Origin of the sequence: Plantactinospora siamensis (assembly GCF_042434095.1) — a bacterium.
Lineage (GTDB): Bacteria > Actinomycetota > Actinomycetes > Mycobacteriales > Micromonosporaceae > KBS50.
Genome location: NZ_JBHLUE010000016.1, coordinates 378,717 through 394,657 on the forward strand (window position 1 = coordinate 378,717; position 15,941 = coordinate 394,657).

Below are 15,941 nucleotides of genomic sequence, written 5' to 3' on the forward strand. Positions count from 1 at the left end.
CGGTGGCCGCGGCGGCTGACGTCCCACCCGGTTCCGGCGGAACGGATAATCGGGTGGCCGGCACCGCGCCACGCGAGGCGCTACTGCCCCTCGGCACGGCGCTGCTCGGGTTCCTCGGCGCCGCGCTGCTCGCGGCCGGTGGCTGGGCGGCGGGGGCGCTGCCCGACGCCGCCGACGGCAGCGCCGCGCGCGGCGCCTCGGGCGGCGCCGGGTACTGGCTCGGGCTGAGCGCCTGCGCGATCGGCCTGGTCACGCTGGTGGCGGCCTGGTGGCGGCTGGGCGTGCCAGCGTCCCGGTCCGGCACGCCAGGGCCGCGATCGGGCACGCCAGCGTCCCGGTCCGGCAGGCCAGGGCCGCGACCGGGCGCGCCAAAGCGGCGATCGGGCGCGCCAAAGCCGCGGTCGGGGGCGCCCGGACGACCACCGGTGTCCGTGCGCGGGATGCTGCTCACCGGGGCGCTGTGGGCGCTGCCGCTGCTCGCGGCGCCGCCGCTGGCCAGTCGGGACGTCTACGCGTACGCCTGCCAGGGCTCGCTCTGGCTGGACGGCGCCGACCCGTACACGACCGGGGCGGCCGGCGGGGGGTGCCCGTGGGCCGACGCCGTACCGGCGCTGTGGCGGGACACCCCCACCCCGTACGGACCCCTGGCGGTGGCCCTCGCCGGCCTTGTGGTCGCGGTGGCCCGCGCGGTGGCCGGCACCCCCGATTCCCAGCTGGCGGTGGCGATCGGCCTGTTCCGGTTGCTTGCCCTGGCCGGTGGCCTGCTGCTGGCGTGGGCGTTGCCCCGACTGGCCCGATCCTGCGGCTTCGACGGCCGGGCCGCAGTCTGGCTCGGCCTGCTGTCTCCGGTGCTGGCCGTACACCTGGTCGCCGGCGCGCACAACGACGGGCTGATGGTCGGCCTGCTGGTGGCCGGGCTGGCCCTGGCTGCCGCGACCCCGCCTCTCGGCCTCGGCCCCAGCCCCGACCCCGGTCCCGGTCCCAGCCCCGACCCCGGTCTCATCCCCGTTCCCGGCCCCAGCCCCAGTCCCAACCCCGACCCCGGCCCCGGTACCGGCCCCAGCCCCGATCTCGGTCCCAGCCCTGGCCCCGGTCCCGCTCCAGGTCCCAGCCCCGGTGCCGATCCCGGTCCCAGCCCCAGCCCCGACCCCGGCCCCGGCCCCGGCCCCGGCCCCGGCCCTCGATGCTGGCGGCCGCGGGCCGCCCCGGGCGAACCGCACCGGCGGCCCCAGTCCGCTCCCGAGCGCCGCCACTGGCTGCTGCTGTTCGCCGCGGGTGCGGCCCTGGGCCTCGGCGTGGCGGTCAAGGTCACCGCGATCGTGGGCATCCCGTTCGCGATCCTGCTCGGCGCGGCCCGGCCGACCTCATCGATCATGGGATTCACCGCGCCTTCGGCGCCAGATCCCGCAGCAACGCCCATGATCCACGCGGGCCGAGCGCGCGGAGCGGGCCGGGCGGGCCGAGCGCGCGGAGCGGCCCGGGCGGGCCGAGCGCGCGGAGCGGCCCGGGCGGGCCGAGCGCGCGGAGCGGGCCGGGCGGGCCGGGCGAGCGGAGCGGCCCGGCCGGGCGGAGCGGGCTGGACAGGGCGGCGGGGCGACGGGGCGACGGGACAGATCTTGCGGTCGGCGGTGGCCGTGTTGGGCGGGGCGGTCGTCGCGTTCCTGGGCCTGAGCCTGGCCACCGGGCTCGGCCTGGGCTGGATCGGCGCGTTGTCCGACACCGGGCGGCTGGTGCAGTGGACCTCGCTGCCCACCGGGGTCGGCATGACGGCCGGCTACCTGTTCCGGTTGGCCGGCCGGCCCGGCGCGGTGGACGCCGCCGTCGCGGTGGCGCGCGGGCTCGGGTTGCTCGCGCTGCTCGCGATCGGCGCGGGCGCGCTGCTCCGGGCCACGCGTGCGGTGGCCCGGGGCCCCCGGCCGAAGCCGGTCGCCGGACAGGCCGGCGCCGCCGCGATCCACGGCCCGGATGACAGCACGGCCGCCCGACACGCCCAGGCCGGGGCGGTCCGCCGGACCGTCGTGCTGGCCTGCGGGATGAGCCTCGCCGCGCTGGCCGTGCTGTCCCCGGTGTTCTACCCCTGGTACGCCCTCGCGCCGCTCGCCGTGCTGGCCGCCGGACTGGGCGGACCCACCGGCATCGACCGACCGGACGCCGAGCCGCGCTGGACGCGCCGGCTGGGGATCGCGGCGGCATTGCTGGCCTTCCTGGTGCTGCCGGACGGGCTGGGCCTGGCGGTGCTCACCAAGCTGCCGGGCGCCCTGTTCGACACGCTGGTCGTGCTGGCACTCGGCGCTTGGACGATCCGCCGCGCCCGACACGCCAGGGGGTGACCCCCCGACCTGCCACCCACGACTCCAAACGGAAGCCACTCCGGTCCGGAACCCGGCCCACTCCGCCGGGAAGTCGCTCCGGTCCGGCCCGGAAGCCGGCACACCCTGCCTGGATGCGAGCGCACCCGGGAAGCGAGCGCACCTCGCCGGAAACCGCTCCCGCCGGGAACCCGCACGCTCCGCTGGGAGGCCCCCGCGCTCCGGTCGCTTCGGCGCTCCGCCGGGAAGCCGGACCGCTCCGGCCGGCAAGCTGGCGCTCCGCCGGGAATCCGGACCGCTCCGGCCGGCAAGCTGCTGCCGGACGGGAATCCGGACCGCTCCGGGCGGCAAGCTGCTGCCGGGCGGGAACCGTGGGCTCCGCCGCAACGATCAACGGACTGGGGAGGATTGTTGCCGCCCCAGCGACAACAATCCTCCCCAGTCCGGCAGGCCGAGCGACCGCCGGACCCAAGGACCAACCCACCGGGCCCCAGCCACCAAGCCCATCGACCACCAGGCCGCCGGCCACCAGGCCGCCGGCCACCAGGCCCAGCGACCGCCGGAGCCAGCTACGACCAGGCCGGGTGACGAGCTAGAAGACCTCGATGGAGATCGGCGGTACGGGCCAGCCGAACGCGGTGGCCACGGCCGCGAGACCACCCGGGCGGTGCTCAACCACCCGGCCGGCCGCGGCGAGCGTCCCGAGCGAGGTTCCGCCGAGGTACGCGGCGCCCAATTCGCGTACGTCCATCGTCAGATCGGCGGGCGCGTCGGTGGCCGCGCAGCGGGCCGGCGCGTCCGGACCGGCGGCGGTGAGGCGCCAGCGGCCGGCGTTGGCCGGGATCCGCTGGTCGGTCACCTCCAGCACCGCGTCGACCGGTGCGGCGTACCGGCGGGCAGCCAGCGCGGCCGGCAGGTCGATGAGCCGGATCCACAGCCCGTCCCCGAGCCGGGCGGCGAGCCGGCGAGGGTCGGCGACCAGGTGCGGCAGCGGTTCACCCGGACCTGCCACGCCGTACCGGACCTGCCGGGTGAGGTCCATGGTGAGCAGGAACCGCCACAGTGCGGCGTACCCGTCGAGGGTGGTGGCCAGCAGCTCGATCACGTCCACGATGCCCTCGGCGCCGGCCGGGCCCCAGTTGCCGAACGGCCGCCAGAGCGCGTACCCGACCGGATCGCCGGGCGGGCCGGCCAGCACGGCCTGCAGCTCGGCGGCGGCCTGCCGGTCCGCCGGGTCGTTGACCAGGCGCCGCTCCCACAGCGCCCGGGGCCGGCCGGACAGCCCGGGCTGGCCCTGCCGGGCCCGGTCCAGCACGGCCGCGAACGCCTCTCTGCCCTCCAGCGGCTCGACCTCCCGGATCGGCACCCCGACGCCGGCCGGGCCGGCGAGGGAGACTTCCCGGTTGTCCGCCTCGTAGCGCACCGACCAGGTCGCCGGGCCGTACCCGTACCGGCCGTAGATGGCGCCCTCCGAGGCCCACAGCGCCGCGACCGGCTCGCCCGCCGCGGCCGCCGCGGCGAACTGGGCCTGCATGATCTTGCCGAGCAGGCCGCGCCGCCGGTACGTGGGTGCCACCGCCACCCCGGTCACGTGGGCGGCCTGGACCGTGCCGCCGGGGATGCTCAGCTCCCGGGTCTGGATGGTCCCGGTCGCCACCGGCGCCCCGTCGGCGAAGACGGCGTGGGTGCGGTCCAGTTCGAGCACGGGACGGTCGAGGGCCGCCAGTTCGTCTGTCGGCGTCGTGAAGAAGGCCCGGAACACGAGCCGGTGCACGGCCCGGTACTCGTCCTCGGTGATGGTCCGCGGGCTCAGGTCGTCCGTCATGGATCGTCCCTACCGCACCCACCGGCCCCGGCGCGACCGGAAATTGCTGGAGCAGGGCGCACGGGCGTTAACAAGGGGCCCTTCCTATACCGAAAGCGATAAGAAGGGGCCCTTCCTTACCGCTGGCGGCGGCGCTCGATCAGGCGGAGCAGCGGGCTGCCCTCTCCGGCGGCCGGGCCGCGCTGGACGCCGCGCCGGCCCAGCCAGACCCACACCGACAGGGTGAGCAGCACCAGCGCGAAGCCGAACAGCAGATCCTCCACCGGCGCGTACACCAGCCGCACCCCGATGATCGCGGCCGGGTCGTACCGGACGATGTTCCGGCCGGTGAGGATGCCGTTCGAGAGCAGCTGGAAGAAGAAGACGATCGGGTAGGTGGCCCAGAAGACCCGCCGCCGGACCAGCCGGGTCCGCAGCACGAACAGGTCGATCAGGACGGCGCCGACCACGCCGAGGACGGCCGCCATGGTGTACGTCATGCCGCCCTCACCGCTCCGCGCCCGGCGACCCGGTCCGCGCCGGCCCACCCGCCGCGCCGGTCGACGCCGACCCACCCGCCGCGCCGGTCGATGGCGGCCCACCCGGCGAGCCGGTCGACGCCGGCCGGGCCGGCGAGCCGGGCCGGGCCGGGCCGGCCGGGGGCGCCGGCGGCTCGTCTCCGGCCGGCCAGCGGCGGGCGGCCCGGACCGCCTCGAAGCCGAGGATGGCGCAGACCGGCACCACCACGAAGAAGAGCACCTCGTCCAGCGGCAGGCCGCCGGGCAGGCGTACCCCGGTGATCTGCCCGGGGTCGAAGGTCCAGTGCCCGGCGGCGATGGCTCCCAGGTCCCACAGCGAGAAGACCAGCACCACGGGCAGCACGGTCAGCAGCAGGCGGCGCCAGCGGCGCAGCACGTTCACCCGGAGCACCGGCTCCAGCCAGAACGCGCAGACGGCGCAGCCGGCCAGCACGGCGAGATACCCGAAATGTCCCACGGGCAGCCGGCCGTCAGAAGCCCAGTGCCTGGGCCCGCCGCTTCACCTCGCGGGCCCGGTCCCCGCCCAGGGCGGCCGCCGGCGTGCCGGGCAGCGTCTCGTCGGGCTGGTAGAGCCAGCCGACGATCTCCTCGTCGTCGTACCCGGCGTCGCGCAGCAGGGTGAGGATGCCCGGCAGGTGCTTGAGCACCGTGTGGTTGGCCACCAGTTCGGTCGGCACCCGCCGCACCCCGTCCCGGGGTACGGCGATCAACTGGCCCTCCCGGATCATCCGGTGCACCCGGGTGACGTTCACCTCGAGGCGCTCGGCGACATCCGGCAGGGTCAGCCAGCCCGCCGGTCCGGCCGGGCCGGACCGGTCCGTTGGGGCGGAGATCGGTTCGCTCACCCCTCCACCCTCGCACGCGGCCGGGCGGTGGCGCCAACGGCATCACCCAGGTCGGGGGCCGGCGCCGCCGGCACCCGAGCCGCCCTGGTCACGACGGGGATGCCAATCCGGTACCGACGCCTACGGCATCCTGTTCTGCCCCCGGGCCGGTAAGACATAGACTGCCTGCCGATGGACATTCAGGTCGCCGACACGTTACTGGGCTCGCTGGTCGACGGGCGCTACCGCATCCGCTCCCGGGTGGCCCGCGGGGGCATGGCGACGGTCTACACGGCCACCGACGAGCGGCTCGAGCGCACCGTCGCGCTGAAGATCATTCATTCCGCCGCCGGCACGGGCGCCCACGCGCAGCTCGCGGGGTTCGTCGAGCGGTTCACCGACGAGGCCAAGACCATCGCCCGGCTCACCCACCCGAACGTGGTGGCGGTGTACGACCAGGGCCTGCACCACCGCCTGCCCTACCTGGTCATGGAGTACGTGCGCGGCCGGACGCTGCGCGAGATCCTCGCCGAGCGGCACCGGCTCAACCCGGCCGAGGCGCTGGCGATCTTCGAGCAGATGCTCTCGGCCATCGCCGCGGCGCACCGGGCCGGCCTGGTGCACCGGGACGTGAAGCCGGAGAACGTGCTGGTGGCCGAGGCGCCGAGCGGTGGCACGGCCGACCTGGTCGACAGCGTGGTCAAGGTGGCCGACTTCGGGCTGGCCCGGGCCGTCGAGGCGTCCACCGAGGAGGAGGCCGGCGGCAAGCTGATGGCCACCGTCGCGTACGTGGCCCCCGAGCTGGTCACCGACGGCCGGGCCGACCCGCGCACCGACGTCTACTCGGCGGGCATCGTGCTGTTCGAGATGCTCACCGGACGCGTCCCGTACGAGGGTGACCGGGCCGTGGACATCGCCTGGCAGCACGTCGACCGGGACGTGCCGCCGCCGTCCACCCTGGTGCCCGGCCTGCCGCCGGCGCTGGACGAGCTGGTCCGGCGGGCCACCCGGCGCGACCCCGGCGCCCGGCCGACCGACGCCGGCGCGCTGCTGGCCGAGGTGCAGCAGGTCCGCGAGGATCTGGGCAGCGTCGGCGCGGCCGAGACCGCGGTGCTGCGCCGGATCGACCAGCCGACCATGGCGATGAACGCGGTACGCGACACCGGCCCGGGCTGGTCCCGGTCGCCGGCGCAGCGCTCCGACTGGGCCGCCGGCGGGCGCCGGTCGTTCGGCGAGCCGGCCGGCGGCGTGGCCGGGCTCCGGGCCCGACTGACCGCCCTGGTCACCGACCCGCGGAACCGGACCAGCGTGATCGCCGTGGCCAGCGTCGTGGTGCTGCTGCTGGCCCTCGGCGGCTGGTGGTTCGGCTTCGGCCGGTACACGGTCGCGCCGAAGCTCACCGCGATGTCCAAGACGCAGGCCGAGGACCAGGCCGCCCGGGCCGGCCTCACCGTCCGCTTCGGCACCCCGCGGTACGACGAGAAAGTGCCCCGGGACGTGGTGCTCAGCCAGAGCCCGGACATGAGTTCCCGAATCGTCAAGGGCGGCACGATCACGCTGGTGCTGTCCCGCGGCCCCGAGCGGTACGCCGTACCCGACGTCACCGGGCAGGCGTTCGACGTGGCCCAGGCCGCCCTGGAGGGGCTCAACCTGGTGGTCAAGCGCGGCCCGGACAAGTACAGCGACGACCTGCCGGCGGGGATGGTGAGCGCCCAGGATCCGCCGGTGGACACCCAGGTCAAGCCGGGCGTCACGGTCACCCTGACGGTCAGCAAGGGCAAGGCGCCGCTGTCCGTGCCAGCCCTGGTCGGCAAGAGCATCGGCGACGCCCGGGCCGCGCTCGGGCAGCTCGGCCTGGTGCCGGTGGAGCAGTACGTCGACTCCGACCAGCCCAAGGACCAGGTGCTCGAGCAGAGCCCGAGCGACGGCACCGGGGCGGAGAAGGGCACCGAGGTCAAGCTCAAGGTCAGCAAGGGCCCGGCCGCCGTGGTCGTGCCCCGGGTGATCGACATGCCGTGCCCGCAGGCCCAGCAGACCCTGCAGCAGGCGCAGCTCACCCCGCAGGTGCAGCTGAACCCGAACGGCACCGTACGCAACCAGAACCCGCCGGAGAACTCCCAGGTGCCGCCCGGCACCGCGGTGACGATCCTGTGCCTGTGATCGACGGCGCGGCGCCGGCGACCGGCGGCGCCGCCGGCGAGGCGAGCGGCACGGCAGGCCCCGCGAGCCGCGCGGCCGGCGCCGGCGCCGCAGGCGCGGGCGGCGCGGTTGCGGGCCGGCCGATCGGCTCGCACACCCCGACCGCGGGCGGCCTGGCCCGGGCCGTGCTGCCGTACGTGGACGCGGCCGGCTCGGAGGCCGTGCAGGTGTACGTCGGCAATTCCCGCGGCTGGGCGCTGCCCGACGGGGACCGCGAGCAGGACACGCTGTTCCGGGACGGCTGCGGCGAGCGCAACGTGCCGGTGTACATCCACGCCTCGCTGCTGACGAACCTCGGCTCCCCCACCCCGGCCACCGTGGAACGGTCGGTGGCCACCCTGGCGCACGGGCTGCGCCGCGGCGCGGCCATCGGCGCGACCGGGGTGGTCTTCCACGCGGGCAGCGCTGTCGACGCCGCGCACGCCGACCGGGCCATGGCCCAGCTCCGGGAGGCGCTGCTGCCGCTGCTGGACGCCGCGGCGGCGGCCGGCGGCCCGATGCTGCTGGTGGAGCCGAGCGCGGGCGGCGGCCGGTCGCTGGCCGCCCGGGTCGAGCAGCTCGGTCCGTACCTGGACGCGGTGGACCGGCACCCGTGGCTGGGGGTCTGCTTCGACACCTGCCACGCCTGGGCCGCCGGGCACGACTTGGCCGCCGAGGGCGGGATGACGCGTACCCTCGACGCCCTGGTGGCCGCGGTGGGCCCGGGCCGGCTGCGGCTGGTGCACGCCAACGACTCGAAGGACCTGTGCGGCTCCACCCGGGACCGGCACGAGTCGATCGGCAAGGGCAGCATCGGCGAGCCGGCGTTCGCCGAGCTGATGGCCCACCCGGCCACGGCCGGCCTCCCGGTGCTGGTCGAGACGCCGACCGAGAAGCACCACGGGCACGCGGCCGACATCGCCGCCCTCAAGCGGCTGCGCGGCTGAGCAGCTGAGGAGCGCCATGCGGGCGCCAATCGGTATAGCCGGGTACGTGGTCCCGGTGCCGCGTGACACGGTCGGCCAGCTCCGCAACACGGGGGCGCATCGTCACCGGCATCGAACCCATGCCGCCTGAACGGCGGCACCCGGGCGCCGGCGGCTGAACTCCGCCCCCCGTCCGCTCCAGTCGGAAAAGGAGAGGTGATCGTCGGCCGCCCGTCGTACTCTGCGGCCATGATGCTGGCCATGTACGGCCAGGGCACCCGGTAGACCGCGCGCACACCGGGAGCGCCACTTCGGCGCACACATGCCCTGCGGTAGGTCCGTCCACAGACGACGCGCCTGCCTTCGCCGTACCCTCCAGCCGGAGATCGTCATGGCCGTCGCGTTCGTCAGCGCCCGCGATCCACGCATCAGCCCGTTCCTGGCCCCGCGTACCCCGCCCGGCACCGTTCTCGCCGAGGGCGCGTGGGCCCACCGTCATCTGCTCGATGTCGGCGCCAACATCGAGACGTTCCTGTTCTGTCCCGAACTGCTCGGCGGGCCGGGCAGCCAGCTCGCGCAGGCCGCGAGCCGGCACGCCCGCTCGGCGTACCCGGTGTCGGCCAGGACCTTCGCCCGGGTCAGCCGGCGCACCCGCGGGTCCGGCCTGGCGAGTCTGGTACGCCTGCCGGTCTGGCGGGCCGGCCACGGCGTCATCGGCGGCCGGGCCGTCCACGACGGAACCGTGGTCCTGATCGCCGACGGCATCGAGTACGCCACCAATTTGGGTGCGCTGATCCGCGTCGTCGACGCCAGCGGCGCGCAGGCGCTGCTGTTGACCAACCGCCAGGCCCGGATCGAGCATCCCGACGTGTTCACGGCCAGCCGCGGGACGGTGTTGACCACGCCGCTGATCGACTTCGGAGAGCCGCGGACGGCGGCAGCCTGGCTGGTCCGCGAGGGGTTCGTGGTGCGGCTGGCGCTGCCGGGCGCCTCCCGCGACTTCCGCGACCGACCCCGGGGTGACCGGCCCACCGCCTTCGTCGTGGGCTCGGAGGGCCGCGGCGTGTCGGCGCAGTGGCGGTCGGTGCCGCACGAGGCGGTGTCCATTCCCATGTACGGCCGGGCGGACTCCCTCAACGTGGCCGTCGCCGCGGGGGTGTTGCTGTTCGGGTGACCACGACGAAGCCGGGAAACCGGCGGTCCGCCGCCGCACCTCACGGGCGGGATGCGCGCAGGCCGTCGATGAGGATCGACAGCAGTCGCGGTCCTCGGGCATCGAGTTCGGCGTCGTTGAGCCGAGTCAGCCAGCCGATCAGCACGATGACGTCGCCGGCCTCGGCGTCCGCGCGGATGGTGCCGGCGGAGCGACCGGCGGCCAGCAGCAGCTCCACGGCCTCACCGATCGGCCCGAGGCTGTGGGCGGCGAGGTCACGCCAGGTGGCCGCCTCGACGGCGGCGAACACGTCGCGCTTCACCCGAGCATAGGCGGCCACCCGGTCGAACCAGGCCGCCAGCGCGGTCAGCGGCGGGTGCGCGGCGAGCAGGCTCGGGGCCGCGGTCACCAGGTCGTCCACCTCCCGGCGGTACACCTCGGCGAGCAGCCCTTCTCGGGTGGGGAAATGCCGGTACAGGGTGCCCTGCCCGATCCCGCAGGCCTTCGCCACGGCGTTGAGTTTGAGCTCGCCCGGCTCGCGTACCAGCTCGCGGGCCGCGTGCAGGATCCGCTCGCGGTTGCGCCGGGCGTCGGCCCGCGCCGGCCCGCCGGCCTGGGCGGGCCCGCCGCCGTCCACCGATCCGTTGGCCGACCCTCCAATGGCAGAAGCGGACATGTGTCCGCTAGGCTGGTCAACAGAACCGGACATGTGTCCAGTCTAGCCCGAGGAGCCTTATGACCATCAACGGCAAGGTCGTCGCGATCACCGGCGCCAGCAGCGGGATCGGCGCAGCCACGGCTCGCCACCTCGGCTCGCTCGGCGCGGCTGTCGTCGTCGGCGCGCGTCGCACCGACCGGCTCGACCACCTGGTCACCGAGATCGGGCAGGCCGGTGGCTCGGCGGTCGCCACCCGGGTGGACGTCACGAGTCCCGATGACCTGAAGTCATTGGTCGCCCTCGCCGTCGAGCGCTTCGGCCGGCTGGACGTCCTGGTCGGCAACGCCGGCATCAGCCGGATCGGCCCCATGGCCGACCTGGACATCGAGGGCTGGTCGGCCATGGTCGACGTGAACGTCAAGGGCATCCTGCACGGCATCGCCGCGGCCCTGCCCGTATTCGCCCGGCAGGGCGGCGGCCACCTCGTCACGGTCGTCTCGACCTCCGGGCTGAAGATCGTCCCCACCCAGGCCGTCTACGCCGGGACCAAGAACGCGGTCCGGACCCTGCTGGAGGGCCTTCGCCAGGAGAGCACGGCCGGGGCGCTGCGAACCACGTCGATCTCCCCCGGCTATATCCGCACCGAACTCATCGACAACGCCGCCGACGATCCCGCCGTACGCGAGCAGGCCCAGCGGAACATGGCCGACCTTGGCATCGACGCCACCGCGGTCGCCCGGGCGATCGCCTTCGCGATCGACCAACCCGAAGACGTGGAAATCGGCGACCTGACCATCCGGCCGACCCGCCAGGGGTGAGCAGCGGCGTCACCGCGGCACCCGGGTTGCTCGCATCGGTCCAGGCACTGTGCCGGCAAGCCTGTCAGGCGTACCCTGACATACGTCAGGATGCGCCTGACAGTCCCTGCCGATAGGAGACGACCCGTGACCAGCGAAGCAGCCGCCGGGCCGACGAGCCAGTTGTCCTGTTCCTTCTGCGCCAAGCCCAGCTCGGATGTCGAGAAGGTGATCGCCGGACCCGGCGTCTACATCTGCAACCAGTGCGTCGACCTGTGCAACGACATCATCCGATCCGAGCGGGAGAAGCAGCAGAGCTCGGACCGGCAACTGTCGGCCTGGGAGGAGGGGATGACCGACGAGCAGATCCTCGACCAGCTCCCCCGGGTCGCGGCCACCGGCGCCCAGACCGAGGCGAGCCTCCAGCGGCTGGTCACCATCCTGCGGGCGCGGAAGGTGACCTGGGCGCGCATCGGCACCGCGCTCGGGATCACCCGGCAGTCCGCCTGGGAGCGGTTCTCCGGCGAGGAGTAGGCCGTCCACCGCGCAGGCCGGAGAGCGGCCGGCGTTCGCGGCGCCGGCTGGCGGGGGCCGGCGTTCGCGGCGCCGGCCGGCGCTCGGGCAGACCGACCGGCATGATGTCTCGAATGGACGTCGCCAGCGACCTCGCGCCCACCGGTACGCTCCGCGCCTCGATCAACCTCGGCAATCCCGTCCTCGCGCAGGGCACGCCCGACTCGCCCAGCGGCGTCACCGTGGACATCGCTCGCGAGCTCGCCGCGCGACTGAACCTTCCGGTCGAGCTGCGCTGCTTCCAGGCGGCCCGGGATTCGTTCGCGGCAATGGAGCGGGGCGAGGCCGACATCTGCTTCCTGGCCATCGACCCGGCCCGGGCGGAGAGCGTCGCGTTCACGGCTCCGTACGCCGTCATCGAGGGCGCCTTCGCCGTACCGGAGACGTCACCGCTCCGCGCGGCCGCCGACGTCGATCGACCCGGCGTCCGCATCGGGGTCAAGGCGGGATCGGCCTACGATCTGCACCTGTCCCGCACCCTGGAGCACGCGGAGGTGGTACGCGGCGTCGAGGGGACCACGGTGTTCACCGAGCAGCGGCTCGACGTGGCCGCCGGCATCCGCCAGCCCCTGGCCGACTTCGCCGCCGCCCGGGGCGACCTGCGGCTGCTCGAACCGGCCTTCATGGAAATCCGTCAGGCGGTGGGCACCACCCGATCGCGGCACGGGCGCACCGTCGCCTGGCTGCGCGACGCCGTGGAACAGCTCAAGGCGAGCGGGTTCATCGCCGCTTCCCTGGACCGCGCCGGCCGCCGCGACGTCACCGTCGCGCCGCCGGACTGACGCGAGCGGCGCCCGAGGAGTCGCCGACGCCGGTGGGTCCAGGGTGAGACCCCTGCGCCCCGCCGGTTGATGACCAGGTCACTGCCGTCGATCTGGCCGGCCCAGTCCCCGAGCGTGACGCCGTCCCAGTGCACCTGCCGCTCGCCTTCGGCGCGCGCGTCAGCGGCGCCCGCGGTCGCTGCCGGTCAGCCGCGGAGGATGTCCGTCAGCACCTCGATGGCCCGGTCGATGCCGGCGTCGTCCAGGTCCAGGTGGGTGACCAGGCGGAGCAGCCGCGGGCCCATCGCCGAGACCAGCACGCCGCGCTCCCCGGCCGCCGCGCACACGGCCGGCGCGTCCAGGGCCGCCTTGGTGAGATCGAGGGCCACGATGTTGGTCCGCGCCGGCCGGGCCAGCAGCCCGGTCGGGGCCAGCGCGTCGGCCAACCGGGCCGCCCGCTCGTGATCGACGGCCAGCCGGTCGAGGTGCTCCCGCAGCGCGTACCGGCCGGCGGCCGCCAGCACGCCGGCCTGGCGCATGCCGCCGCCCATCCGCTTACGAATCCACCGGGCCCGGCCGATCCGCTCCGCGCTGCCCACCACCAGCGAGCCCACCGGGGCGCCGAGCCCCTTGGACAGGCACACCGACAGCGTGTCGAACAGCCCGCCGTACTCGCGCAGCGGGACGCCGTCGGCCACGTGCGCGTGCCAGATCCGCGCGCCGTCGCAGTGCAGCGCCACCCCGGCCGCGGCGGTGACCCCGCGCAGCTCGCGCAGCGTGGCCAGCGGAAAGACCCCGCCGCCGGCCCGGTTGTGGGTCTGCTCGATCGCCACGGCCCGGGTGGGCACGCCGTAGCCCTCCGGGCGGATCATCCCGGCCACCACGTCCGGGTCCAGATCCGCGCCCACCGCCGGCCAGGTCCGCGTCGAGATGCCGCCGATCGCCGCGGCGGCGCCGATCTCGTACGTCACGACGTGCGCGTCGGCGTCGCAGAGCAGTTCCTCGCCGGGCGGGACGAGCAGTTGCAGCGCGATCTGGTTGGCCATCGATCCGCTCGGCGTGAACAGCGCCGCCTCGTGGCCGAACAGGTCGGCCACGTCCGCCTCCAGCGCCGCGACCGTGGGGTCCTCGCCGTACACGTCGTCGCCGACCTCGGCCTCGGCCATGGCCGCGCGCATCGCCGCGGTCGGCCGGGTGACCGTGTCGGAGCGCAGGTCAACCGTCATTGCGCACCACTTTCCAGGAGGGGTTGGAGGGCCCGGCGGCGGGGGCTCAGCCGCGCAGCATCTCGGCGACCAGGAAGGCCAGCTCCAGGGACTGCTGCGTGTTGAGCCGGGGGTCGCACGCCGTCTCGTACCGGTCGGGCAGGTCCAGGTCCTCGATGCCCTGCGCGCCGCCCAGGCACTCGGTGACGTCCTCGCCGGTCAGCTCCACGTGCAGCCCGCCCGGGTGGGTCTCCAGGCTCCGGTGCACCTCGAAGTAGCCCAGCACCTCGTCCACGATCCGATCGAAATGCCGGGTCTTGTAGCCGTTGGATGATTCGTGGGTGTTGCCGTGCATCGGGTCGCACTGCCAGACGACCTTGGCGCCGGCGGCCGTGACCTTGGCGACGATCGGCGGCAGCGCGTCGCGGACCCGGTGGTTGCCCATCCGGCTGATCAGCGTGAGCCGACCCGGGATGTTCTCCGGGTTGAGCTTCTCGCACAGCTCGATCGCCTCGTCCGGGCTGGTCGTGGGGCCCAGCTTCACCCCGATCGGGTTGGCGATCCTGGAGATGAAGTCGACGTGCGCGCCGTCGAGCTGCCGGGTCCGCTCCCCGACCCACAGGAAGTGCCCGGACAGCCCGTACGCCCGGCCGTCGGCCACCCGGGTCAGCGCCCGGTCGTACTCGATGGCGAGCGCCTCGTGCGAGCAGTAGAGCGTGACGGTCCGCAGCGCCTCGTCGTCGCTCATCCCGCAGGCGCGCATGAAGGCCAGCGCGCGGTCGATCTCCCGGGCGATCGCCTCGTACCGCTCGCCGGCCGGCGAGTTCTTCACGAAGCCCTTGTTCCAGTCGTGCACGGCGTGCAGGTCGGCCAGCCCGCCGACCAGGTAGGCGCGCAGCATGTTCATGGCCGAGGACGAGTTCGCGTACGCCCGGATCATGCGCTGCGGGTCGGCCACCCGGGCCTCCGGGGTGGCCTCCAGCGAGTTGATCATGTCACCGCGGTACGCCGGCAGGCCGCGCGCGTCGGTCGGCAGCGAGCGCGGCTTGGTGTACTGCCCGGCCACCCGGGCCACCTTGACCACCGGCAGCGAGGCGCCGTACGTGAGCACCACGGCCATCTGCAGCAGGGTGCGGGCGTTGGCCAGCAGGTGGCTCTCGGTGTTGTCGGTGAACGTCTCGGCGCAGTCGCCGCCCTGGAGCAGGAAGGCCCGGCCCTCGCACACCTGGGCCAGCCGGTCACGCAGCAGGTCGACCTCGTAGGGCGCCACCACCGACGGCACGTTCTCGAGGATCTTGCACACGTCGGTCACGGCCGCCGGGTCGGGCCAGGGCGGCGTCTGGGCGCGCGGCAGGCTCCGCCAGCGGTCCAGCCCGAGGGCCTCGTCCTCCGCCGAATCGACGGTCGGGCGGGTGGTACGCAGGCCCGGACTGGCCACGTCCGGGTAGCTCAACTGGTGCCACTCATGGCGCATGACAGAAAGCGTACGGCGACCGGCGCGGCGCGGTGGCACCGAGGGTGACCGTTCCGGGGTGTGGGAGTTCGCAGCTGACGCGGCCGCCCGGACGGCCGCCCGGGATCAGGACGACGGCGTGGGCGCCGCGGACGGGGCCTCGGCGGGGGCGTCGGTGGCGGCCGGCGCCTCCTCGGCGATGCACCAGGCGCCGTCCACCGGCTGGACCGCGAAGCTGAGCGAGCGGTTGAGCGACTGCTTGCCCACCCGCACGCTCACGGCGCTGGTCACCCGCTGCCGGCCGCCCTCGGGGGTGACGCCGGTGACCCGGGCCCCGGTGACGGTGAGGTATTTCGCGAACTCGCCGCCCGGCCCGGTGGCCGAGGCGTCGAAGCTGTCTCGCAGCGGGGCGCAGAGCTGCTCGCGCGCGGTGGCCACGTTCCGGACCTTCAGGGCGTCCAGGTACGCCTGGACCCGCTCCCGCGCCTGCTGGCCGGCGTCCTCGGTGGGCTGCTGACCGATGCCGCCACCGCCGCCGGAGTCGCCACCGCCGCCGAGGCTGCAGGCCGTGAGGCCGAGCGGCGCGAGCAGGAGCACGGCGGCGAGCAGGGCGGGCCGCGGCACGGGACCGGCCATCGGGCGCTCCTTGGCGGCGGGGGCGGCGGGGGTTGGTGCGTCCATCGAGCGGCGAGTGTGCCACACCGGTCCCCGGAACGGCCACCCGCCGGCCGGCGCTTGGCCGTTAGGAAGGGCCCCTTCCT

The 15,941-nt window shown here is 74.9% G+C and carries 15 protein-coding genes; 7 read left to right on the top strand and 8 right to left on the bottom strand.

Features of this window, described 5'->3' with window-relative positions:
• Window positions 1-53 precede the first annotated feature (53 nt).
• On the top strand, window positions 54-2,330 hold the full coding sequence (gene mptB / locus ACFFHU_RS19140; protein WP_377340774.1) for a polyprenol phosphomannose-dependent alpha 1,6 mannosyltransferase MptB: 2,277 nt from the start codon (window positions 54-56) through the stop codon (window positions 2,328-2,330).
• A gap of 571 nt (window positions 2,331-2,901) precedes the next feature.
• Here the strand turns inward: mptB and ACFFHU_RS19145 are convergent.
• The 4 genes from ACFFHU_RS19145 to ACFFHU_RS19160 form a co-directional block, all read right to left on the bottom strand.
• Window positions 2,902-4,134, bottom strand: a complete 1,233-nt coding sequence (locus tag ACFFHU_RS19145) for a GNAT family N-acetyltransferase (protein ID WP_377340776.1) — start codon at window positions 4,132-4,134, stop codon at window positions 2,902-2,904.
• Between the two features lie 116 nt (window positions 4,135-4,250).
• Window positions 4,251-4,613, bottom strand: coding sequence for a lycopene cyclase domain-containing protein (locus ACFFHU_RS19150; protein ID WP_377340778.1), 363 nt, complete (start codon window positions 4,611-4,613; stop codon window positions 4,251-4,253).
• Window positions 4,614-4,620: 7 nt separating this feature from the next.
• A complete protein-coding gene (locus ACFFHU_RS19155) occupies window positions 4,621-5,109 on the bottom strand; it encodes a lycopene cyclase domain-containing protein (protein WP_377340780.1) in 489 nt (162 codons plus the stop codon).
• 13 nt (window positions 5,110-5,122) lie between these two features.
• The gene (locus ACFFHU_RS19160; protein WP_377340782.1) at window positions 5,123-5,497 is read right to left on the bottom strand and encodes an Rv2175c family DNA-binding protein; all 375 of its coding nucleotides are present in this window, start codon (window positions 5,495-5,497) and stop codon (window positions 5,123-5,125) included.
• A 171-nt stretch (window positions 5,498-5,668) separates the two neighbouring features.
• Between ACFFHU_RS19160 and pknB the strand changes: the two genes are divergently transcribed.
• The 3 genes from pknB (at window position 5,669) to ACFFHU_RS19175 (ending at window position 9,754) form a co-directional block, all read left to right on the top strand.
• Window positions 5,669-7,636, top strand: coding sequence for a Stk1 family PASTA domain-containing Ser/Thr kinase (gene pknB, locus ACFFHU_RS19165; RefSeq protein WP_377340784.1), 1,968 nt, complete (start codon window positions 5,669-5,671; stop codon window positions 7,634-7,636).
• Between the two features lie 122 nt (window positions 7,637-7,758).
• Window positions 7,759-8,601 (top strand): deoxyribonuclease IV, encoded by an 843-nt coding sequence (locus ACFFHU_RS19170; RefSeq protein WP_377341221.1) that lies wholly within the window; start codon window positions 7,759-7,761, stop codon window positions 8,599-8,601.
• 370 nt (window positions 8,602-8,971) lie between these two features.
• Window positions 8,972-9,754, top strand: a complete 783-nt coding sequence (locus ACFFHU_RS19175; protein ID WP_377340786.1) for a TrmH family RNA methyltransferase — start codon at window positions 8,972-8,974, stop codon at window positions 9,752-9,754.
• Between the two features lie 40 nt (window positions 9,755-9,794).
• On the opposite strand, the gene ACFFHU_RS19180 is transcribed toward ACFFHU_RS19175, so the two are convergent.
• The gene (locus ACFFHU_RS19180; protein WP_377340787.1) at window positions 9,795-10,409 is read right to left on the bottom strand and encodes a TetR/AcrR family transcriptional regulator; all 615 of its coding nucleotides are present in this window, start codon (window positions 10,407-10,409) and stop codon (window positions 9,795-9,797) included.
• A 59-nt stretch (window positions 10,410-10,468) separates the two neighbouring features.
• Between ACFFHU_RS19180 and ACFFHU_RS19185 the strand changes: the two genes are divergently transcribed.
• From ACFFHU_RS19185 to ACFFHU_RS19195, 3 genes are all read left to right on the top strand, one after another.
• Window positions 10,469-11,209, top strand: coding sequence for an SDR family oxidoreductase (locus tag ACFFHU_RS19185; protein WP_377340789.1), 741 nt, complete (start codon window positions 10,469-10,471; stop codon window positions 11,207-11,209).
• 126 nt (window positions 11,210-11,335) lie between these two features.
• Window positions 11,336-11,722: a ClpX C4-type zinc finger protein gene (locus ACFFHU_RS19190; RefSeq protein WP_377340791.1), complete on the top strand. Its 387-nt coding sequence runs from the start codon at window positions 11,336-11,338 to the stop codon at window positions 11,720-11,722.
• 113 nt (window positions 11,723-11,835) lie between these two features.
• The gene (locus ACFFHU_RS19195; protein ID WP_377340793.1) at window positions 11,836-12,543 is read left to right on the top strand and encodes a transporter substrate-binding domain-containing protein; all 708 of its coding nucleotides are present in this window, start codon (window positions 11,836-11,838) and stop codon (window positions 12,541-12,543) included.
• A gap of 185 nt (window positions 12,544-12,728) precedes the next feature.
• On the opposite strand, the gene ACFFHU_RS19200 is transcribed toward ACFFHU_RS19195, so the two are convergent.
• The 3 genes from ACFFHU_RS19200 to ACFFHU_RS19210 form a co-directional block, all read right to left on the bottom strand.
• Window positions 12,729-13,748: a threonine aldolase family protein gene (locus tag ACFFHU_RS19200; RefSeq protein WP_377340796.1), complete on the bottom strand. Its 1,020-nt coding sequence runs from the start codon at window positions 13,746-13,748 to the stop codon at window positions 12,729-12,731.
• A 46-nt stretch (window positions 13,749-13,794) separates the two neighbouring features.
• Window positions 13,795-15,201 carry a class II 3-deoxy-7-phosphoheptulonate synthase gene (locus tag ACFFHU_RS19205; protein ID WP_377340798.1) on the bottom strand — a complete coding sequence of 469 codons (1,407 nt, stop codon included), beginning with the start codon at window positions 15,199-15,201 and terminating at the stop codon, window positions 13,795-13,797.
• 105 nt (window positions 15,202-15,306) lie between these two features.
• Window positions 15,307-15,816, bottom strand: a complete 510-nt coding sequence (locus tag ACFFHU_RS19210) for a hypothetical protein (protein WP_377340800.1) — start codon at window positions 15,814-15,816, stop codon at window positions 15,307-15,309.
• Window positions 15,817-15,941 lie beyond the last annotated feature (125 nt).